This window comes from Rhizobium leguminosarum (genome assembly GCF_002953715.1).
Taxonomy (GTDB): domain Bacteria; phylum Pseudomonadota; class Alphaproteobacteria; order Rhizobiales; family Rhizobiaceae; genus Rhizobium; species Rhizobium leguminosarum_V.
Genome location: NZ_CP025015.1, coordinates 488703 through 509529, shown reverse-complemented (window position 1 = coordinate 509529; position 20827 = coordinate 488703). Strand labels below are relative to the sequence as shown.

Annotated in this window: 16 protein-coding genes and 3 pseudogenes; 13 read left to right on the top strand and 6 right to left on the bottom strand. The window is 57.6% G+C overall.

Annotated elements, in window-relative coordinates:
- Nucleotides 1-618: 618 nt before the first annotated feature.
- The 4 genes and pseudogenes from CUJ84_RS38530 to CUJ84_RS34705 all read left to right on the top strand — a co-directional run bounded on the left by CUJ84_RS38530 (nucleotide 619) and on the right by CUJ84_RS34705 (nucleotide 3193).
- Nucleotides 619-819 carry a hypothetical protein gene (locus tag CUJ84_RS38530; RefSeq protein WP_199788891.1) on the top strand — a complete coding sequence of 67 codons (201 nt, stop codon included), beginning with the start codon at nucleotides 619-621 and terminating at the stop codon, nucleotides 817-819.
- Nucleotides 776-986: pseudogene (locus CUJ84_RS34715) on the top strand (cytochrome P450); the annotation flags it as partial. The gene CUJ84_RS38530 and the pseudogene CUJ84_RS34715, both read left to right, overlap by 44 nt.
- A gap of 882 nt (nucleotides 987-1868) precedes the next feature.
- Complete coding sequence (locus CUJ84_RS34710) at nucleotides 1869-2177, top strand: thioredoxin family protein (RefSeq protein WP_105009977.1); 309 nt, start codon at nucleotides 1869-1871, stop codon at nucleotides 2175-2177.
- 293 nt (nucleotides 2178-2470) lie between these two features.
- Nucleotides 2471-3193: a Crp/Fnr family transcriptional regulator gene (locus CUJ84_RS34705; protein WP_105009976.1), complete on the top strand. Its 723-nt coding sequence runs from the start codon at nucleotides 2471-2473 to the stop codon at nucleotides 3191-3193.
- 35 nt (nucleotides 3194-3228) lie between these two features.
- Here the strand turns inward: CUJ84_RS34705 and CUJ84_RS38165 are convergent.
- Nucleotides 3229-3345 (bottom strand): annotated as a pseudogene (locus CUJ84_RS38165) (L,D-transpeptidase family protein); the annotation flags it as partial.
- 454 nt (nucleotides 3346-3799) lie between these two features.
- Here CUJ84_RS38165 and CUJ84_RS34695 point away from each other — a divergent pair.
- Nucleotides 3800-4201: pseudogene (locus CUJ84_RS34695) on the top strand (transposase); the annotation flags it as partial.
- A gap of 121 nt (nucleotides 4202-4322) precedes the next feature.
- Here CUJ84_RS34695 and CUJ84_RS34690 read toward each other — a convergent pair.
- Genes CUJ84_RS34690 through CUJ84_RS34675 form a run of 4 tightly spaced genes read right to left on the bottom strand, consistent with a single transcriptional unit; the run spans nucleotide 4323 to nucleotide 9029 of the window.
- Nucleotides 4323-5246 carry a sugar phosphate isomerase/epimerase family protein gene (locus CUJ84_RS34690; RefSeq protein WP_018517032.1) on the bottom strand — a complete coding sequence of 308 codons (924 nt, stop codon included), beginning with the start codon at nucleotides 5244-5246 and terminating at the stop codon, nucleotides 4323-4325.
- 17 nt (nucleotides 5247-5263) lie between these two features.
- The gene (locus tag CUJ84_RS34685) at nucleotides 5264-6973 is read right to left on the bottom strand and encodes an ABC transporter permease (protein ID WP_105009975.1); all 1710 of its coding nucleotides are present in this window, start codon (nucleotides 6971-6973) and stop codon (nucleotides 5264-5266) included.
- Nucleotides 6970-7974: an ABC transporter ATP-binding protein gene (locus tag CUJ84_RS34680; protein WP_105010034.1), complete on the bottom strand. Its 1005-nt coding sequence runs from the start codon at nucleotides 7972-7974 to the stop codon at nucleotides 6970-6972. The genes CUJ84_RS34685 and CUJ84_RS34680 overlap by 4 nt, the downstream gene beginning before the upstream one ends.
- 50 nt (nucleotides 7975-8024) lie before the next feature.
- Nucleotides 8025-9029, bottom strand: coding sequence for an extracellular solute-binding protein (locus tag CUJ84_RS34675; protein ID WP_105010033.1), 1005 nt, complete (start codon nucleotides 9027-9029; stop codon nucleotides 8025-8027).
- A 139-nt stretch (nucleotides 9030-9168) separates the two neighbouring features.
- Here CUJ84_RS34675 and CUJ84_RS34670 point away from each other — a divergent pair, with 139 nt between their 5' ends.
- On the top strand, nucleotides 9169-10326 hold the full coding sequence (locus tag CUJ84_RS34670) for an ROK family transcriptional regulator (protein WP_105009974.1): 1158 nt from the start codon (nucleotides 9169-9171) through the stop codon (nucleotides 10324-10326).
- Between the two features lie 106 nt (nucleotides 10327-10432).
- On the opposite strand, the gene CUJ84_RS34665 is transcribed toward CUJ84_RS34670, so the two are convergent.
- Complete coding sequence (locus tag CUJ84_RS34665; RefSeq protein ID WP_028734640.1) at nucleotides 10433-11692, bottom strand: ROK family transcriptional regulator; 1260 nt, start codon at nucleotides 11690-11692, stop codon at nucleotides 10433-10435.
- Between the two features lie 287 nt (nucleotides 11693-11979).
- Here CUJ84_RS34665 and CUJ84_RS34660 point away from each other — a divergent pair, with 287 nt between their 5' ends.
- The 7 genes from CUJ84_RS34660 to CUJ84_RS34630 all read left to right on the top strand — a co-directional run bounded on the left by CUJ84_RS34660 (nucleotide 11980) and on the right by CUJ84_RS34630 (nucleotide 20806).
- The gene (locus CUJ84_RS34660) at nucleotides 11980-13434 is read left to right on the top strand and encodes an ABC transporter substrate-binding protein (protein ID WP_105009973.1); all 1455 of its coding nucleotides are present in this window, start codon (nucleotides 11980-11982) and stop codon (nucleotides 13432-13434) included.
- A gap of 70 nt (nucleotides 13435-13504) precedes the next feature.
- On the top strand, nucleotides 13505-14434 hold the full coding sequence (locus CUJ84_RS34655; protein WP_018517039.1) for a carbohydrate ABC transporter permease: 930 nt from the start codon (nucleotides 13505-13507) through the stop codon (nucleotides 14432-14434).
- Between the two features lies 1 nt (nucleotide 14435).
- A complete protein-coding gene (locus CUJ84_RS34650) occupies nucleotides 14436-15269 on the top strand; it encodes a carbohydrate ABC transporter permease (RefSeq protein ID WP_018517040.1) in 834 nt (277 codons plus the stop codon).
- 28 nt (nucleotides 15270-15297) lie between these two features.
- On the top strand, nucleotides 15298-16323 hold the full coding sequence (locus tag CUJ84_RS34645) for a Gfo/Idh/MocA family protein (protein ID WP_105009972.1): 1026 nt from the start codon (nucleotides 15298-15300) through the stop codon (nucleotides 16321-16323).
- A gap of 79 nt (nucleotides 16324-16402) precedes the next feature.
- A complete protein-coding gene (locus CUJ84_RS34640; protein ID WP_105009971.1) occupies nucleotides 16403-17569 on the top strand; it encodes an ABC transporter ATP-binding protein in 1167 nt (388 codons plus the stop codon).
- 182 nt (nucleotides 17570-17751) lie between these two features.
- The gene (locus CUJ84_RS34635) at nucleotides 17752-19569 is read left to right on the top strand and encodes a methyl-accepting chemotaxis protein (protein ID WP_245457637.1); all 1818 of its coding nucleotides are present in this window, start codon (nucleotides 17752-17754) and stop codon (nucleotides 19567-19569) included.
- 154 nt (nucleotides 19570-19723) lie between these two features.
- On the top strand, nucleotides 19724-20806 hold the full coding sequence (locus CUJ84_RS34630; protein ID WP_105009970.1) for a hydrogenase small subunit: 1083 nt from the start codon (nucleotides 19724-19726) through the stop codon (nucleotides 20804-20806).
- The last annotated feature ends 21 nt before the right edge of the window (nucleotides 20807-20827 follow it).

Genomic DNA, 20827 nt, shown 5'->3' with positions numbered 1-20827 from the left:
AGCGACGGTTCAAGCCGGCCCGTCTTAAAGTCGACGAGGTTTGCAAGAAGCGCGAGCACCTCCATCGCGACATGACCAAGCGCACCGTTTCGGGCGCCTGGTTGTCGCGTGGTCACCTCGTAACGGCGGGCGGCGGCCAGGATCTCCTGCACTTCCTTCCGAGTGGTAGGACTCCAAAACCCGGCCTCACAGCGACCCGCTAGGTGGCTTTCCCGTCTGACGGGTTGTTGGGCGCGGCTGGTGGTTTTGCCCGTTCTACGGGTCTGGAAATCGCCGGATACAAGCCCCTGCGCAACAATGGCCCCGATGGGTTTAAACATGCGTCGTCTCTTCAGTGGTTGAGACCGACGGGCGAAGGCTCCACGCGGAAAAGGCACGGACTGACAAAAGGCCAAGCGTTCCCGTGGCAAGAAACCTCTTGCAATGTTCCGGCGATTAGGGGAAACTGGCGCTTACCACAGACACCTTAGTTTCCCGCTCTCCAGCGGATATCAGAAGCCCGCCCCTCGGCGGGTTTTTTGTAATTTGGGCTAAGCCCTACTCAGTGTGCTCCCCGCCAGAACCAGCGGAATTCCATGATGACTGCTGGATGACATAGATGCAATAGGATGTGGCTTTTTGACCATCATGACATTAAACAACCGTCAGGACGGAGACAACAAGCTGAAACGCCTAAAAATCGCGAGCTCGGAGCGGCGTACAACGCTTGATGAGGCTGCCGATTTGGCGAGTGGTCACATCGAGCCGTCGCCCAAGATGTTGGATCTGCGCGCCGATAGTCAACGCCTTCGATGGCAGCGGCGACGCGCTCTCCGATGACGTCCTGGTCGCCAATATCCGCTTGCTGCTGCTTGGCGGCCACGAGACCTGCTCGGCGATGATCTGGATGGTACACAGCTGGCGCGGAAGCCTGGGCTGTAGGCGCCCTAGTCGAAGAGGCGCATCGCATGGGCGCGCTGCCGACCTGGCACGCGGACCTGGCGCAGCGTCGGGTGATGCCGCCCTTTAAGCTCCAAGTCGTTGTCGAACTGCGCGCCTACACCACCGCTGAAAGAGTCGTTGCCTTGCTTGCCGAGTTCAGTTGGATGAGCTTTTGGTCGCCATAGACACTCGTCGACCTTGAGTCGGCGAAGCCGATTCGTCGGAGGAAACAGAGCGTTGTCTTCGGGCAATGCGGGTGACCATCAGTAAAAGGGAAGCGACTACGCTTCATCAACGGGGTCTTTCGTCCAGCGCCTCTCTCGGGCCTGAGCTTAATCGCCTCGGATTTTTATTTGCGTGCCGGTAGGGCCGTCCCCTGCACAAGCTGCCCGTGTTGAGGGATCGGCGTCAACCCCTTTCGAGGAGTAGGCTGAAAATGGATGATCGATAGCTGCGCCCCACCAAAAAAGGAAAAAAACACTGAGGGTGACGAAAAGCCTGCTGCGATGGGAGCCCGGTGAGTTGTTGGACTCGGGAGCGCATGTCGACTTGACCATGCCAAGATTTTGCTACATAAAGACGGGATAAAGCCATCATAACGTATACAAACCGTCAGGATAGAATTAATGCAGCAATTTGATATATGCTTTGAGGGGTGTAACGGCGGATCGCATTCGGGGTATGGCAATGAACTCCTGGCTGGGCGCAGCTACCGAGGCTGACTCCAGATCAAACGATTTCGCGCTCGTTCGCCGAAGGTGAGGGGCCGTGACCTTCAGCGTGGGGACAATTATCTGGTCTGGAGTACATGACGTCTCACTCACTCTGTTCACCTTCATGACGAGGCGTTGCATCACATCGAATTCGAAAACGCATCACACATGCGGCAAACGGAACTCAACTCTGGTGACGGGAAAAACCCATGCATTCGGTGAACATCAGTATCAATAACTTTCCAGTCAGAAGTTCAGGAATGCGCAATACTTGTTCTTCTCGACCTCTGTGCTGAAGGGTGCGGCTTATGCGACACGATTGCTCCGATCCTCGAAGAAATCGCCGTCGAGATGAAAGGTGGAATCAAAGTCGCTAAGCTGGATCTCGGTGAAAACCCGGAACTCGCCGCTCAATTCAGTGTGCACTTAATTCCGACCCTTGCATTCTTCAACGGGGGCATAGTCGCCGATGTCTTTGTCGGCGCCCAGCCGAAGTCCACTATTGTGAAGTGGGTACATCGAACGTTGCTAACAAGCTTGTGAAGTACAAGGGGTGCAAACCGCAGGCGAGAGTACCGATGCGGGACATGGAGGCGGCGGCCCATATGGCCGATGAAGGTTCTGTAATGGGCGGGAGCTAAGGCCGGATTTATCGGAGCACCGCATGATTGCAATCGATGCGGCCCGCCACAAAACGAAATATAAAATGCTGCAGTGAGTAAAAAAGGCGCATGTAAACGGCCTGATTGACGCTCGCATCAATGAAACCATCATGCTGCGCTAAAGGCATCGCGATCGCGCTGTCTGGAGGTCCGGCTTTCAAAGGATCACGACTTATGGACATCGCCAACGGTGGGACTTTTGACATAACCGTGCCCGTCGCCTGCCGTTCCTGCCAGGCGCGGCACGGCGTCATCTGCGGCGCTCTGTCGAGCAGCCAACTCCGGGAACTCGGCCGCCATTCGCTGCGCCGCAAGGTCGATGCCGGCAGCGAGATCATCGCTCAAGGCTCGGATAGCTCTTTCTATTCGAACATCATGCGCGGGGTGGTGAAGCTCTGCAAGGTGATGCCGGACGGGCGCCAGCAGATCGTCGGCCTGCAATTCGCCCCCGATTTCGTCGGCAGGCCCTTCGTGCGCGAAAGCACGCTGTCGGCCGAGGCTGCAACCGATTCCGAAATCTGTATCTTTCCCCGCAACCTGCTCGACCGCATGATATCTGAGACGCCGGAATTGCAGCGCAGCCTGCACGATCAGGCGCTGAAGGAGCTGGATGCCGCGCGCGAATGGATGCTGACGCTCGGCCGGCGCACCGCCGAGGAGAAGGTCGCAAGCCTGCTCCACCTCATCGCCACCCACGCCGAACCGCAAACGGCCACAAGCACCGCCTTCGACCTGCCGCTATCCCGCGCCGAGATCGCCGACTTCCTCGGGCTGACGATCGAAACCGTCAGCCGCCAGATGACCAGGCTGCGCAAGAGCGGCGTCATTCTCATCGAGAATCTCCGACATATCATCATCCCCGACATGGATGAACTGGAGCGGATGATCAGCACATAAGAGGGATCAGCGCGGCGCATAACCCGTTGGGTTAGCGTAATGACCACGCGGGTATTGGCGAAGCCAGCCTGTGGCGCGAGCGAGAAGAACTGGGCGGCATTATCGGGATGCAGGCGAACGCAGCCATGCGAGGCCGGCGTGCCCATACGCTTTCCGGCCGGACGAGCCGTCGCGGTAAGAGCCAAGCTTGCGCACCTACCCAAGCTGAACACATGATAGCCAGCAGTCTAGAATTCGGCTTTTATTTCTACTATGCACCGTCGGGCATACGCGGTCAGCCGCAGCAAAGGGGGCGGCCACATTCGCTTCTGCCGTCCGCAACGGCCATAGACCTTAAGAGCGCCATCTGATGCGGCCCAAATTTCGGTTCCAAGCGATGGCAGAGCGGCTGCTCAGAGCACAGGCTTGTTCTCTAGAGCGGGATTGTTTTAGTCAGCTGTCCATCTCAAGGTCCGCGACATTGATGGCGAGCGCGGCATCATCCGTGTCGAGCATGGCAAGGGCGGAAAGGATCGCAACGGCATGCTGTCAGCGCAGTTGCTCGCAATCCTGCGGTCTATTGGCGGCTGGCGAGACCCGAGGTCTGGCTGTTTCCGGGCCGGGACTGCCGGACCCAAACAAGTGCTGGCCTATCTCGGCCGCTATACCCATCGCATTGCCATCTCTGGCGATCGCGTCACATTCCGATGGAAGGATTATCGAACGGGCGGCAGGCAAAAGGTGATGACGCTCGATGCCCACGAGTTCATCCGCCGCTTCCTGCTTCACACCGCTCCGGACGGCTTTCACCGCATTCGTCATTACGGCCTGCTTGCCAATGGCCATCGGCAACTGAAGCTGGACCTGTGCCGAAGCCTGTTCGACGTCCCGCCGCCGCTCGAAGAACCGGACGCAAAGCCACCACCTTTGCGACACCGCTGCTCCTGTTGCGGCGGAACCATGACAATCATTGCCGCGTGGGCCCCAATCCAGCCGGTACGCCGGCCAGCATGGAACGACAGTTCATGATCATATCATGCGCGGCATCATTGCAACGATCAGCATCCGGACTGCGGAACTGTTCAAGCATCAACGCTGCTACCTTTGTCACGACGTAATGGAGGATTATCGAGGGTAAGCGCATTCGCCATCACGTGCTTTTCCTCTCGCGCGCCTCGGCGACCATCTCCTCGAGCCTAACAGCAACACTGTGAGCGCGGCGATAGTAGGCGGATTCTGGAATCCCATACCGGTCCATCGGCGTCTCGAAGTTGAGCGGAGTCTGATAAGGAGTTGCGGCGATCGCCGAGGCGATCGTGTGCCAATCTAATCGTCCGTCGAATGGCAAGAGATGGTTATCCATTGCTCCGAAATTGTCGTGAATGTGAGTAGCGATGAGGCGATCCGCGAAACGCTCAAGCACGCTGAGCTTGCCTGGCTCGATCAGTTCCCAGTGGCCACAATCGAAGCAGACGCCGATGAACTCCTTGCCGTATCGAGCGAACAATCGATCATAGAGGTTGAGGAAATTCTGGGCGTTGGCGCAAAGGAGAGTTTCCGCGGCAATCTGGACGCCCTTTTCGACGCAGTAAGGCCTGATCTCGTCGAGAGACTGGTAAAGGGGGTCGAAGAACGCTCGTTCGGCGGCTTCGCTGCCGAAGACGTTGTCGTTGATATCTATGTGCAGAACAATATTTGGGGACTGGAACGCGGCCGCCAAGTCGACACGGTTACGCAACAGCTCTACTCCGCTGCGACGCTGCCATTCATGCGGCGACAGGAAGTCCTTGCGCGTCTCCATCGCGAAAGGGCCAGGGTTTTTGTGGCCGATCTCGGTGATAGGATTGCGGCCATTGCTGCCATGAACCGAGTGCACTTTCAGCCCAGCATCGGCCACGATCCTGCTTGTAAACTCAATCTCGGCGTCGGCCAGCCAGTACGAACTGCCGGAGTCGGGATTCCAGTTGATGTGTGTGAAGCCAGCTTCCTTGATGAGGGTGAGCGAGTTGCGAATGCCTTCGTCGTACCAACGCTCCTGGTGCGGCCAATGCCAGACGGTGATGCAGGTATCCAATGGATCAGTCTCCTGTTCTACAATGTTGTGGTTTCTGGACCTTTGCCAAGGCCGATGCGCTCGGCCAACAGAATGATCGCCAGTGAAAACGCCATGATCAGAGTGACATAGACAAGGTTGAGCGCGGCCTGCTCAGGATCGACAGACAGCGAGCTGTCTACGATTGCGATCGGCAGCGGTTTGTTGTTGACGTTGTATAGGAACGCCGACAAGGGGTATTCCGACAGGAGATCGTTGAATGCCATCCCGGCGACAAGGATTACAGTCGGCGCCACTATCGGCAGAATGATGCGGCGATAGCGATAGAGACCAGTGGCGCCCATCGAGCGGGCCGCCTCGTTATAGGCCGGATCGATTCCTACGAAGGCTGCCCGCAGGAACCTCATCATAAGCGGCAAGGCGACGATGGCATAGCCAATCGGCAGGAGCCAGTAGCCGCCGAGGAGGACTGCGTTTCCAACGAGCGGGTTTGGCGTGTCGAAGGTGACGATCAGCCCGACAGCGAGCAGAATACTAGGAACTACCCATGGCAGGAAGAAAGTGATGTCCAGAAGGCGCGTCAGCCAACTGCGCCGGCCAAGAATAACCGGGACGGCAAACAGTGTAACGACGAGCGCCGCCGATACCGCGACAAGGCTCATCACTATGGAGTTGAAGAACGGAAGAAAGGCGGTGCCTTCGGTAAAGACGCGGGCATAGTTCTTCAGTGTCAGGCTGGATGGGATCACTTCGATGCCGATGCTCGCGGCCGGGGCGAATGAGAAGAGTACGACAAGAGCGATCGGCACCGCATAAATAGCCACGAGAAGATAGGCAAAAAAATGTAGCACTGCATTGCCGATCGGGTTGCAAATTTTGCGTAGCTGGATGGGCGCAGTCGCTTTCGCGCCGCCGACATAGGAGCCGCGCGCTTCGTAATATTGAGACAGCAGGATAAGCGCCACGAGACACAGTCCCATCATGAGCGCCAGTAATGCGGCCATGTCGGGACGGCGCAGGCTGTTCAGAGTCAACACCATCTGGCTCAGCATGTGGAAGTCGCGACCGCCCAGCACCTGAGGGGCTGCGAAAGAGCTGATCGCGGTGTAAAGGGTGAGAAGGGTGACGGCGAGGAGCGTCGGCATGATTGCGGGCAGTACCACACGCCGCAGGATCGTATATTCCGAGGCCCCCATACTGCGCGCTGCTTCGATGGTTGCGTAGTCGACGCGGCGCATCGCAGCACGCAGAAAAAGATAGTAAAAGGTGGTCATCAGAAAGGTATGCGTGAAGAGCACGCCAAACCAGCCGATGAACCAGTCTTGTGGGAGGCTGGAAACGATCGCCTTCACCAGATGTGTCACCGCACCGCCCGGACCATAGGTGAAGTTGTAACCCGCCGCCGCAACGACACCGCCGAAGACCAGCGGCGTTGCATAAGCGATTTTCAAGAGTGCGCGACCGCGTACGTGAAAATATTCAAGGACGACCACCTGGAAAATCCCGACCATGGTCACCGTGACCATGGTCGCTGACGTCATCCAAACCGTATTCCAAAGGGCAGCGCGCACTCTTCGTGATCTTGAAAGTTCGCTTACGATCTGGCCAACCACCAGGCTGCCGTCCTTGAAAAATGCCGCATGAAGTGACGCGACCAGCGGCAGTATCAGGAAGGTGACGACGATCCAGATCAGGGCCGCCAACCCGATCCAATAGACTACGCGCTCGACGGCAGCCGCGCGGTTCATCTGTCCGCTTCCTCGAAGATATGCACCGAGCCCGGCCGGATCGTCCAGGACACGGTCTCACCGATTTCGGGTAACTCGTGCCCCATCCTGGCGGCCGAAATGAAATATCCGCCGGCATCCAGGTCGATGCGGCTGTGGGCGCCAAGGAATTCCACGTGGCAGACGGTCGCCGGCAACCCGGCTTCTACCGCTTTCCCGACGAACACATCTTCGTGGCGGACAAAGATGCGCCCCCGAACGTCGCGACCCAGAATATGCGCGACAACCGGTGCGAGCAGTTCGTTGGCGGTGCCGATAAACTCGCAGATGAACGGCGTCGCGGGCTTCCGATAAAGAGTACGCCCGTCACCGATCTGTTCAACGCCACCGTTCGCCAGCACGACGATCGTGTCGGACATCGTGAGTGCATCTTCCTGATCATGCGTGACAAAGACTGCCGTGAAGCCAAATTCCTGCTGGAGCCTCTTGATCTCGCGGCGCATCGTCACTCGCACCTTGGCGTCGAGATTGGACAATGGTTCGTCGAACAAAAGCACCTTGGAGCCCGCGACGAGCGCGCGCGCAATCGCGACCCGCTGTTGTTGCCCGCCTGACATGGTCGCTGGCTTCTTGTGCAGCTGCTCCGTAATCCCGGATGTTTCGGCGATCTGGCCGACGCGCTTGTCAATCTCGCTCTGCGGCATCTTCGCCACACGCAAAGCAAAGGCGATGTTTTCGAACGCCGTCATCGTTGGAAACAGCGCATAGTTCTGGAATACCATGCCGACATTGCGGCGCTCCGGAGGCTCGTTGGTGATATCTTTTCCTTCAAGAATAATCCGCCCACTCATGGCCGAATGAAAGCCGGCGAGGGTCCTTAGAACGCTGGATTTGCCACTGCCGGAAGCCCCGAGCAGAGCAACGAACTCGCCTTCGTGAATCTCAAGCGAGAGGTCGCGGATGACTACCTTATCGCCATAGCCAATATGCAGTTTATCGATGATGAGGATCGGGGCCGGCATGATCATACTCCTGTGAAGCCTGGCGATCTGCATCGCCCGGTCCTACATGCTCACCGGATTTCAAGCTCGATCTTCTGCAACCAGCCGTCCAGTTTGGGCGCGACGGCATCCCAGTCGATAGGCTGAGCCTTGACTAGTTCTGCATTCGCCTGCACCTCTGGCGGAGATTTAGCCAGCGCCGCCGGCAGCACCGGAACCTGACCGAACTTTTTGGCGTAGCCGGCCATGACATCGGCAGACCCGAACCAGTCGACGAATGCCTTTGCCTGCTCCAGCTGATCGGTTCCCGCCATGATCGCCACGCCTTCGGAGATGACGGGCGTGCCACCTTCCGGGTCAATGACCTTGACTTGCATGCCGAGTTCCTTGGCGTCCTTGATGACGCCGCCGAACCAGTTCAGATTGATGACCGCACCGCCCGATTTGAACGCTTCCTTGCGCGCATCGGCGTCATCGACAACGATCGCGTTCGCATAGAATGTGCCAAGAAAATTCCATCCAGCTTGAGTGACTTCGCCCTTGTCGTCGAGGAACCGCGCCAAGATGCCGGCCAGATAGACCCTTGTCGTCTGCCAGGCAGTGTTGCCGATGACGTATTTGCCCTTGTATTCGCCCTTTATCAGGTCTAGCCAGCTTTTTGGGGCCTCCGCAGCGGCTAGCTTTTCGGGATCATAGGCGATGACGATCGGTGTGCTCCAGAATTTGTAGACAATACCTTCTTTGTCCTTGTATTGCGCGGGGAGGTCCGCCGCCCAGGCTGGGGCGTATGGCTGGAATAGTCCGTTCTTTTTGAGCAAAGCCATAGACGTATCGACCATACCAAGTACGACATCGGCCTGGGGATTGTACTTTTCCGCGACGAGCCGATCAAAAAGTTCTCCTCCGGGTGCGCGCAGAAACTGCACGTCGTGACCGGCGGCTTTAGCCTGGTCGATTATCCATTGAACGTTCTCTTCCCCCTGAGGTGAATAAACGACGAGACTCTTTGCCAAGGCCGGAGAGGCGATCGCGATCAGCACGGCCGCGAGGCTCAACAATCGTTTGATCTGGTACATGGTGTTCTCCCATTTCATTTTGGCGGTCATTCCGGTTTGGCTTCTTAAACGGCCTTCATGACAGATTAATTACATTGCGTAATTTAATATATATTGCAATACCCTCTGGCTGCTGGCGATTTGAGGCACTCTTGGACCCATGGACCTTTCACGAAACGAACGACGGCTGGTCGAACTGATTTTCGTAGGCAAGAAGATCGCGCGCGTGGACCTAGCCGAACGGTCAGGCATGACAGGCGCTTCTGTCACTCGGCTGATAGGCCGCTTGGTGGACATCGGACTTCTGATCGAGGTGGTCGACCGGACCGGCGCCCAAGGCCAGCCTCGGCGCTTGCTGAGCTTGCGGGCTGACCGGTATCTTTCCGCAGGAATAACATTCTCGGTCTCCCGAATGGAGGTAGCAATTGTTGATCTAGCGGGTACGATTCTTACCTCCCGATCAGTCGACATCGAGACCAGCACGGCTTTGTCTGTGGCAGGTGCGGCCCAGGCGGCTATCGCGGCGATGCTGGCCCACCTTAGTACGCCTCAGGATCGCCTTCTCGGGGTCGGTTGCTCGGTGCCCGGCAATTTCGGCATGATGTCGAACCTCCTCAAGGCACACAGCTTCTTCCCGGCTTTCGATGATGGCGAGGCGGACCAAGCTTTTAAAGCGACTTTCGAAGCGCCCTATTACATCGAGAATGATGGAACAGCTGCAGCGCTCGGAGAGTATGTGTTCGGCGGACGCATCCCGCAGCCTGATCCGATGTTCTTCATTCACATCGGACACGGTGTCGGGGGAGGGGCGGTTATCGATGGACGGCCGTACCGCGGTGTCAATGGAAACGCCTGCCTGCCCGGAGTTCTTTACCCGTACGACCAGCCGCGCCCATCCGGCCAGGACCTTTTTGCCACCCTCAACGGTGCCGGCTTCGCCATCCACGACTTCATCGATCTCGAACGGTTGCCAAACAGCGCCGAAGCGGCGTTAGAAATCTGGGTTGAACGCGCCGGAAAGCAGCTCAGCGAGACGGTACGCGTAGCAACGGCAATGTTCGACCCAGCGCTGATTGTCCTTGGGGGACGGCTGCCAGAACTCGTGACAGACAGGCTGGTACGCGCAATTTCCAGTCAGCCAATCCTTGGCCCGTCGCGCGGCTTGGAGGCTGCCGCAGTCGAGGCCTCCCGACTTGGCCCTCGCGCCGGCGCGATCGGGGCGGCCTGCATTCCGTTCTTTGCCTCTCTCTTTTCCGCCGCCGTCGCAGACGACGGCAGTCCTTACCTTAACGGTCGCAAGCCCAAATCCCGACCTTAGAAAATTTGATTGCGCGCCTGAGTCTCTTTAAGAGGTCGACCGGGGCAGGCCCGGGCGCGAACCGCACCTTGCAGCCTTCCTTGCAGATCGGCGCCGCTACAAAACCTCAAATAACCAGCTTGAGGTGGCTGGATAAAACCAGACCCGCGGCGCCGCGCAGAGCCGTATGGCCTTCGCCGATACCATTCACCGTGATCGATATCTCCTGACCAGGTCTCTTCACCACCAGTTGCTCGATATGCTGCCTGATCAGCTCTGCTGCCTTCATTCCGCCTCCGGCGACGTCTCCATGAAGGACATAGGAGTTGAGGGAGAGTGTTTGCTGCAGGTTGACGATGCCGAAAGCTACGTTCCGCGTATAACGGTCGAGAAGCTCCTCTGCCGCCTTCGAGCCTTCGTCTGCTTCCTTGACAAGCCTGGCACAGGTGACGCTCTTGGGATGCGGAAAGCTCAATCGGGCGGCTTCTTTTCGTAACCAAGGAAGGGCGGCGACGGTCTCCCAGCAGCCGTGCTTTCCGCAATTGCAAAGGGCACCATCGATCTGCACCACGCTGTGACCGAGCTCGCCGCCGGATCCGGCGAGTCCACGATAGACCTTGCCGTCGATGAAGAAGGCGCCGCCGAGAACCTCACCAGTATAGACTGCTGCGAAATTTTGTTGGCCGCGACCGGGTCCGAACCATCTGTCCCCAACAAGCAAGGCACGGGGGTGATGATCGATGACAACCGGAAGAGAGAAGCGTTCTTGTAGTATTGCTACAAGGGGAAGTCCCGTTAGAACGGGAGCAAGGTTGACGGTAAGAATGGTTCCGTTGTCACTGTCGATCATTCCAGCAGAGGCCACGCCAATGCCAAACGGCGCCTGCTGGGCCTGAGACAGTGTGGCAGTAAGCGTCTCCGTCATGACCGCGATGAATGCTTCTGTCTCGCCATGCGTATCAAACTCAGCTTTCGCAACGGCCTTGATCTCACCGGTTAGCGCCACGAGGCATGTTTGTATCGTGCCGGGCAGAAGGAGGACTGCGCCAAGCATCGGTGCATCGGGGTTAAAATAAAGCGGACGAGCCGGCTTGCCGCCTTTGACGTCGGAAGGCGACGCATCTCCCTCAACAAGAAGCTGGTCTTCGATCATCGGCTGCACAATACCGGTTATCGTGGTCCGGTTGACGCCTGCAAGTCGAGCGAGATCTGCCCGGCTTTTGGGTCCGTTATCATATAAGGCTTGAAGGACGCGACCGCGGTTTATCGCGCCAAGTGCCGATTGGGAGACAAGTGTCACGTTGCCGCCGTTCTCGCCGGCGGCGACTTCTCTGCTGGCAGGGGTCCGCTGGCCCAACGAATAGGACGGCTGGCTCTCAAACTTCAATTCTCTTCTCCAATCTACCGGATCCTTTTAGCCCGTACATTATCGAACGGCCATACAACATAAGGCCCTTTCCGGTGATGCAAGCAGGACGTCGATGACAACCGCGGTACAGCGCGGAAATTTTTCGCCGCGACAACTTCTTGACATTAACATAAGTTTGTGCGAGGTACAAACTAACTGCTTACAAAAAGCACATTAGGGGTAACAATCTCAGTATCGACAAGCGGAAGCCCAGGGCTGCGCTGAAGGGCCGGGGTTGGGATACGAAGCAACTGAGGAGGCTGTTTATGACAATCGATTTCGGAAATATGTCGCGACGTGACCTGCTGAAAAGCGCTTCCGTCGCAGCTCTTGTGGCTGGCGCGGGATCATTGGCCGTGCCACGGCGAGGGGCGGCACAGGATGCGAACACGGTGCGCGTCCTGTCCGTTGAAGACCCATTCTTTTTCTCAATGAAGGCGCTGGTGCCAGAATACGAGAAGGAAACCGGCATCAAAGTAGAATTGGAGAGCCTGTCGTATGACGCCCTTCAATCGCGCCTCGTGTCTGCCTTTGTCGCCAAGACCTCCGACGCCGATGTCATCGTTGTCGACCAGATGTGGCTCGGGCAATATCTCGACAACGGCTGGATCATCTCGCTGAACGATTTCATTGCCAAGGACAGCGAATTCGACCTCTCCGACTTCATCCCCGAGGTCCTTTATTCCTCGAACATGTGGCGCGGCCAAGTTGGCACACTGCCGGTTGCCGCCTATGCGCAGGGGGTCATGTATCGCAAGGACGTCTTTGACGAACTCGGCATTGCAGCGCCGCCGACCGAGACATCCGAAGACTGGACCTGGACGAAATACGTTGACACCCTGAAGTCGATGGAAGGCAAAACATTTGGCGGCAAGCCGCTCTTCCCAACCGTCGTTTGCGGCTCTCAACCGTCGCCGATCGTCCACATGTTTACGCAGGTCTCAGCAAGCCACGGCGCGAACTGGTTCAAATCATTCCCGGCCGCTCCGTGGGATTTCTCCCCGCAACTGACAAGCCCCGCCTGGATCAAGTCTGTCGAAGTCTACAGGCAGCTCTACAAGTTGTCTCCGCCTGAAGCCATCAATTATGTCTGGTTCGACGCCGGCACCCGTTTCGCCAAGGGCGACATCGGCATGTTCTACTGGTGGACCCCGTACTTCTATCTGATCAAGAATTCCGGCTACATGACCGGCAAGAAGTCGGACGTCATGGAGAAGTATGCAACCGCAGCCTTGCCGAAAGCTGAGGGCGTGCCTCAGACGGTCAGCCTCGGCGGCTGGAGCCTTGGCATCCCGTCCAGTTCCGAAAGGCAAGAGGCAGGCTACGCCTTCATCAAATGGGCGACTTCGAAGGCCACGCAGAAGAAAATGGCTCTTTGGCCGGACCTCAACTACCAGTTCTCCGACTTTGCGCGCGTTTCGCTCTATCAAGACGAGGAAGTCAAGGCGATCTATCCTTACCTCGATGTGCAGTATGCGATGATGAAGCAGGGCAACGGCAAGGTCGCTCGCCCGCCTGTACCTGGTTACACGGCTGTCGAAAGCGTGTTGGGCCTGACCTTGAACCAGCTATTGACCGGCAACGAGGAGCCGACGACCGGCCTGGAACGCGCCAACAGCCTGTTCGAGAGCATCCTGAAGGGCAATCTCATGATCCCTTATCAAAAGGACAGCTACGCGGATTCTCTTGATGGGGCCAAAGCCCTGATCGCCAAGAAGTAACAGAGTTCTCCTCGGGCCGGCGCGACAGCGATCGCGCCGGCATCCACTTGAAGAAGAACTGGATCTGGCAATGCACACGACAACTGTTCGCTCTCCGCGAGCCTTTGGGCCTGCCCGGAAGAGCTTTATCCGACGAAACCTGCCCTACTTTCTGATCGCGCCTTCGGTCGTGATGCTGCTCGCGCTCATCGCCTATCCTTTGCTGTTTGCCCTCAGATCGAGCTTCTACTTCTGGAACCTGCAAATCGGCCCGGAACCGCTCCAGTTCGTTGGGTTCGAAAATTATGTGCAGGCCTTCAACGCATTCGACTTTCGCGCCGCGCTCACCAACACCCTGATCCTGTCGATCCTTGGCACGGCACTTGAGTTCACATTCGGCCTGGCGATCGCGCTCATTCTGCTCAAGGCCTTGCCTGGCATGAACATCGTGCGGGCCCTGCTGATCCTGCCCACAACGATCGCACCCATCGTCGTCGGCTTTTTGTTCCGCTACCTCTATGATCCCGGCGGTGGACTGTTGAGTTGGCTGTTGCAGTCGCTCTGGCTCCCCGTTCCAGCAGAGGGAATTCTTGGCTCGCCATCGACTGCACTCGCGGCCATCCTCTTCGTCGACATCTGGCAGTGGACGCCGTTCTTTGCAATCGTTCTCTATGCGAGCCTTTTGGCCGTGCCCGACGAGATTTTGGAGGCCGCACGCCTGGATCGCGCGTCTGCATGGACGATCCTGATGCGGATCAAGCTGCCGCTGATCAAACGCACCGCAATCATTATCGTCATGCTGCGCTTCATGCAGATCTTCAACACCTTCGACACGGTGCTTGTGCTCACCCGCGGCGGACCGGGCACGTCGACGCGCACCCTTGGATACTCTCTCTACGAACAGGGCCTTGTGAACTTCAACATCGGTCTGGTCAGCGCCATGACCTGGATCACCGTATTGATCGTCAACGTCATCGTTGCCCTCTACGTCTTCTTCGCGTTCCGAAACGAGGAGTGGTAAAATGTCCCGGCGCCACACGAGCTTCAACACGGCACTCACCTACGCCGCCGGCCTCCTCTTCCTGGCAATCTTCGTCGGTCCGATCCTCTGGTTCATCGCCCTTGCGATCCGGCCGGCCGAGACGGCGTTCACCATGCCGCCGCAACTCACATTCGAGCCCAATCTCGACGCATTCCGGCACATCCTCGTCGATCCGGGCACCAATGCGCGGCAACTGGTCAACAGCCTCATCGTCGCGATTGGTGCTGTGCTACTCAATCTGCCCTTTTCGGTTCCTGCGGCCTATGCGTTGTCCCGTTTCAAGCTCCGCGGCAAGAAGAACATCATGTTGTGGTATCTCGGGCTGTTGATGGCCCCGCCGGTCGCATTCCTGATCCCTTATTTCATCCTCATCACGCGCATCGGTCTGCAGGGTTCCTATTTCTCCATGATCCTGGTCCTGCAGACGCTGACGATCCCGTTTTCCGTCTGGTTGATGAAGAGTTTCATCGATGAAGTGCCGGTGGAACTGGAGGAGGCTGCCCGGGTCGACGGCGCCCGCTGGTACACGATCATGTTGCGGATCACGCTGCCGATCGTTCGTCCCGGCATCATTGTTACCTCGATGTTCGCCTTCGTGTTCGCATGGAACAATGCCGCTTTTCCGCTGGTGCTGAGCTCACGCTCGACCGCCACTCTTCCGATCGGAACACTTGGATATTTCGCAACGAGCGGAGTGACCTGGAACTACATCGCCGCCGCAGCAGTGCTCGCGATGATACCTCCGATGATCATCTTCCTTGTTTTCGATCGATACGTCGTACGAGGCCTCACCTTTGGTTCGGTGAAGGGCTGAGCTTTCCCTTTATGAATGGAGTAATGAAATGAGCAGACTGCGAATGGGCGTCATTGGCGCCGGTCTTTGGGGCGGCAATCACGCCCACACCTTTAATGTCTTGCCGGAGACCGAGCTGGTCGGCGTCTGCGACCTCGATGAGGGCAGGGCGCTGAAGATGAAGGAAACCTACGGCGCAACGCGGGCCTTCACCGATTATCAGAAGCTGATCTCCAGCGATCAGATCGATGCGATCTCGGTTGCGACACCCGACTTTACCCACACGCCGATAATCCTCGCCGCTCTGAAAGCTGACAAACACGTGTTGAGCGAAAAGCCGCTTGCGACGACGGTGAGTGAAGCCGAGGAAATTGCGGCGGCTGCCGCAAAATCCAAGGGCAAGCTGATGATTGATTTCCACAACCGTGTAAATCCCATCCTCGCCCAGGTTCGCGACATGATCCAGGACGGTCAGATCGGCTTGGCCAAACACGGGACCTCGCGTCTTTCGAATACGACATTCGTTCCGTTCGAAATGCTGAGCTGGGCTGCAAAGTCTTCGGCACTCTGGTTCCTGGGCAGCCACCTCGTTGATGTCCTGCGTTTCATTCTCGCAGACGAGGTCGTGCGTGTTTATTCCGTCGCCCGCTCTGGGACACTGTCTGCCGGCGGCGTGGATACGAAAGACTTCCATGCGTCGATCCTTGAATTTTCCAAGGGCACGGTCGTGACCATGGAGAACAGCTGGATCCTGTCGCGCGACAATCCCTCGCTCGTCGATTTCAAGGTCGAGTTCGTTGGTGAAAAGGGCCAGATCCAGGCAGACCCGACCCATAGCGGCGGCCTGCGCCGTATCGTCGACGGCGGACTGAAATACAATGACTACATCGGCATAACGCCAACCGGCGCGACGCGTATCGGTGGCTTCGTGTTGGAATCCATCGCTCGCTTCGTCGATAGCGTGGTGCGTGATGCTCCTCTGCTGGCAGATGCACAGGACGGTCTGGAAAACACCAAGATCCTGGCGGCGATCGAACAATCGGTCGCAAGCGGCAAGGCTGTGAACATCGGCTAATGCCGCACCCAAAAGCTCGGGGCAAATCCGTGCGAACAGTTCGGCTTGCCTCGCCCAAAAATACTGGGAGTAGATAAAAATGGCGTCCATGACCTTTGATGGGATAGGCAAGACCTTTCCGGACGGAACCGTTGCTGTTGCGAATGTAAGTTTTTCGGTCGCGGACGGAGAATTCGTCGTTTTGGTCGGCCCGTCGGGTTGTGGCAAGTCAACTTTATTGCGGATGGCTGCGGGTCTTGAAACGCTCAACAGCGGTCGGCTGCTCATGGATGACGCCGATGTCACCGAGACCGAGCCACAGGACCGGGATATTGCGATGGTTTTTCAGAACTACGCGCTTTACCCTCATATGACTGTTTACGACAACATGGCTTTTGGCTTGCAGCAGCGCAAAATGCCCAAGGACAAGATTGACAAGCTGGTGCGCGATGCAGCCGAAATGCTTGATCTCGCGCGCTATCTCGCGCGCAAACCGGGGGCATTGTCTGGTGGTCAACGCCAACGCGTGGCGATGGGTCGAGCGATCGTTCGCCATCCCATGGCCTTCTTGATGGACGAACCTCTTTCCAACCTGGATGCCAAGCTCCGCGTGCAGATGCGCGGTGAACTGAAGCTGCTTAATCAGCGGCTCGGCGTCACAACCCTTTATGTGACCCACGATCAGGTCGAGGCTATGACCATGGGCGATCGCGTAGCTGTGCTGAAGCCGGTGTTTAACGGACAGGAGAGTAATCTTCAGCAGATCGACACGCCGCAGAAGCTTTACGACAAGCCGTCCAATCTGTTCGTCGCGGGGTTCATCGGTTCGCCCGCCATGAATTTCGTACGCATCGAGCTGACAGCGCAAGCCGGGACGCTGAAAGCTGCGATTACCGGGACGAATATATCCTTCTCCATCCCCGCCCAGCCAGCATTGTCGGTCTTTGCCGGGCGACAAGTCATTGTTGGAATTCGCCCGGAGATGTTCAAGGTTTGTCCCGAGGCCGAGGCGTTGTTCAATGAGCAGATCCCGGTTGCCGAAGCGCTTGGAGCCGACACTTTCGTGTTTTTCGACATCGCCTCACCGCCGGTCAATATCAACGATGCTGAGGATACCGAAGACTTTCCCAATAAGGGTAAGAACCGGCTTGTGGCGCGTATACCACCGGCGCTGACACCTCGACCCAATCAAGTGCTGCCATTGACAGTCGACCTGGAGAAATTGCACTGGTTCGACCCAGTAACGGGGGCTGCGATCCGCGACTGACAGAACGTGCACGAAATATCGCCAGCTGGGGTTTCAACTCTTTTCTCCTGCCCTCCCAGGCAACTTGGCTGTCGTCGATTACGAGGTCGGCGGCGGCCATTTTTTTAAAACTCGAGACATCAAACCATCAGAATCTGAACATCCATCCGCCGTAAGTGACACCGAGCTTAGAGGAGTGGCCCGTGAAACACATTTCCATTGTCGGTAAGTTCTTTATCATCATGGCCGTCTTTGGCGTCATGGCACTCGGTCTGACGTTCTATCAGAGCCGGCAAATGTTGAAAGTTAACGACAGCTATCAGGAGCTTCTCGACAAAGATGCATCTGCAGCACTTCGCTTGACCCAGTCGAACCGAAGTCTGGAAATAGCGCGTGCCAGCATCAGCGACATGGTGATGACGCGGTCGAAAGAGGCGAGGGCGCGCGCAGAATTTGGCTTGAATGACGCACGAGAAAACTTCGTCAGGTTCATGGATATGGCGATTGCCGCAGTTCCTGAGCAGAGCGCACTGCCGAAGTTGAAGGCGGATGGATTCTCCGTCCTGACCGATACGTGTGGTGCAGCCATCGCTGTTGGTCGCGGCGCAACTAGTGAAGCCGAGCTTGCCATGGTGCAGCAACTCTATCTCACTCTTTGCCAACCCGCCTTTGCTGCCATCTCACCGAGATTCACATCCGTCACGGAAAAACTCGCTTCCGACGCAGATCAAAAGCGTGCTGGCGTTTCAAACGTTGTCCGTGACACGTCCGTGCTGAGTTTGGGAACAGCTATTGTGGCACTCTTCGCTGTCTCGTGTTTCGGCTTTCTCGCAATTCGCGCCTGGTTGGTCAAACCGATCAAACAGATGGTTACGACGATGAAGGTCATAGCCGACGGCGATCTTACTTCGACTGTTGAGGGAACGATTCGCCGCGACGAGATCGGATCGATGGCCCGGGCAGTACAGATCTTCAAGGACAACGAGTTGAGGGCGTGCGATCTCGGAAAGGATGCAGAGACAAGTCGTGGCGCAAACGAGATTGAACGTGCGCGTCTCGCCGAGACCGATCGTCAGCGGGCGCGGGATATGGCGGAGGCAACGACCGGGCTTGCAGAGGGCCTAAGGCATCTCGCCGACGGGAACCTCGTGTTCAGCCTCGACGACAAGTTAGCGGAGGACTTCGAACCGTTGCGGGCGAACTTCAATGCTGCTGTTGCCCAGCTCGCCGAGAGCTTGAGAGCTGTGTCGAACGCAACCGAATCGATAGATGATAGCGCGCAGGAAATCAGTTTGAGCGCGCAGGACCTGTCACGCCGCACAGAGCACCAGGCTGCTTCACTGGAGCAAACCGCCGCCGCGCTGGATCAATTTACCCAGAACGTCGCCAGTTCCTCAAAGCGCACAGCGGAGGCGCGACATGTTGCGATCGAGGCAAACAAGTCGGCGCGCCACTCCGGGGGAGTGGTCTCCAGCGCTGTCGCGGCAATGCAACGCATCGAACGGTCATCCTCGCAGATCTCCAGTATTGTGGGGGTCATCGACGAAATCGCATTTCAGACCAATCTTCTGGCGCTCAACGCAGGCGTCGAGGCGGCACGATCCGGCGAGGCAGGAAAAGGTTTCGCGGTGGTTGCCCAGGAGGTGCGGGAGCTTGCTCAACGCTCTGCGCATGCAGCAAAAGAGATCAAGGATCTTATCCTCAATTCGGTTGATGAGGTCAGCAGTGGCGTCAAGCTGGTCCGCGACACCGGTGAGGCGCTCAAGATCATCGTGGACCAGATAGTGCTGATCAACACTCAGCTTGATGCCATCACGGCCGCTTCCAACGAGCAGTCCGCAACTTTTTTTGAGGTCAACCGGACAGTCAATCAAATGGATCAGGTTACGCAGCAAAATGCAGCCATGGCCGAGGAATCCACGGCTGCAAGTACGGCACTTGCCATCGAGGCAAAACAGTTGCGCGGGATTGTGTCGGAGTTTCAGATTGACGCGGCCGACAAGCTCGAAAACGCTAGGTAACGTCTATCCTCAAGGTAAACATTAAATATCAACTATTTACCGCGAAATTTGAGGGTCATTTTCGAACTGGTCCGCTTCTTGCAGCACTCCTCATGACAGAGCCGGGATGTCATCCTGAGCGATGTGATGGGGATGGGATTGCTGGAGGAGCAAGGTGGCAACTGCCGAGACTTTTTATGACGTCATTCGCCGCCAGGGGATAACCCGGCGCAGTTTCACCAAGTTCTGCAGCCTGACGGCCGCGAGCCTCGGTTTCGGCCCGGGTGCGGCGACCGCTATGGCGGAGGCGCTTGAGACCAAGGAACGTGTTCCGGTCATCTGGATGCATGGCCTCGAATGCACCTGCTGTTCGGAGAGCTTCATCCGATCGGCCCATCCGTTGGTCAAGGACGTCGTGCTGTCGATGATCTCGCTTGACTATGACGATACGATCATGGCCGCGGCCGGCCACCAGGCAGAGTCGATCCTTGCGGAGACCAAAGAGAAGTACAAGGGCAAGTACATCCTCGCCGTCGAGGGCAATCCGCCGCTCAACGAGGGTGGCATGTTCTGCATCGACGGTGGCAAGCCTTTCGTCGAGAAGCTGAAATGGATGGCCGAGGACGCCATGGCGATCATCGCCTGGGGCGCCTGCGCCTCCTGGGGCTGTGTCCAGGCGGCCAAGCCGAACCCGACCCAGGCGACGCCGATCAACAAGGTCATCCTCGACAAGCCGATCATCAAGGTCCCAGGTTGTCCGCCGATCGCCGAGGTGATGACTGGCGTCGTCACCTTCATCACCACCTTCGGCAAGCTCCCCGAACTCGACCGGCAGGGCCGGCCGAAGATGTTCTATTCGCAGCGCATCCACGACAAGTGCTATCGCCGTCCGCATTTCGACGCCGGTCAGTTCGTCGAGGAGTGGGACGACGAGGGCGCGCGCAAGGGCTACTGTCTCTACAAGATGGGCTGCAAGGGCCCGACTACCTACAACGCCTGCTCAACCGTGCGCTGGAACGGCGGCGTTTCCTTCCCGATCCAGTCGGGCCACGGCTGCATCGGCTGCTCGGAGGATGGCTTCTGGGACAATGGCAGCTTCTATGACCGGCTGACCAACATCCACCAGTTCGGCATCGAGGCCAACGCCGACAAGGTCGGCATGACCGCCGCCGGTGTCGTGGGCGGCGCGATCGCGGCACATGCCGCGGTGACCGCCGTCAAGCGCTTGACCACCAAGCGCGAAAAAGCTGACGCTTAACATTCTGGGCGGGAAACACCA

Bases quoted from the DNA above. Each gene is read 5' to 3' on its own strand.
- CUJ84_RS34675 (WP_105010033.1), bottom strand. From the start codon at position 9,029: ATGTACCAGATCAAACGATTGTTGAGCCTCGCGGCCGTGCTGATCGCG.
- CUJ84_RS34645 (WP_105009972.1), top strand. From the start codon at position 15,298: ATGAGCAGACTGCGAATGGGCGTCATTGGCGCCGGTCTTTGGGGCGGC.
- CUJ84_RS34660 (WP_105009973.1), top strand. From the start codon at position 11,980: ATGACAATCGATTTCGGAAATATGTCGCGACGTGACCTGCTGAAAAGC.
- CUJ84_RS34655 (WP_018517039.1), top strand. From the start codon at position 13,505: ATGCACACGACAACTGTTCGCTCTCCGCGAGCCTTTGGGCCTGCCCGG.
- CUJ84_RS34650 (WP_018517040.1), top strand. From the start codon at position 14,436: ATGTCCCGGCGCCACACGAGCTTCAACACGGCACTCACCTACGCCGCC.
- CUJ84_RS34685 (WP_105009975.1), bottom strand. From the start codon at position 6,973: ATGAACCGCGCGGCTGCCGTCGAGCGCGTAGTCTATTGGATCGGGTTG.
- CUJ84_RS34670 (WP_105009974.1), top strand. From the start codon at position 9,169: ATGGACCTTTCACGAAACGAACGACGGCTGGTCGAACTGATTTTCGTA.
- CUJ84_RS34640 (WP_105009971.1), top strand. From the start codon at position 16,403: ATGGCGTCCATGACCTTTGATGGGATAGGCAAGACCTTTCCGGACGGA.
- CUJ84_RS34680 (WP_105010034.1), bottom strand. From the start codon at position 7,974: ATGCCGGCCCCGATCCTCATCATCGATAAACTGCATATTGGCTATGGC.
- CUJ84_RS34705 (WP_105009976.1), top strand. From the start codon at position 2,471: ATGGACATCGCCAACGGTGGGACTTTTGACATAACCGTGCCCGTCGCC.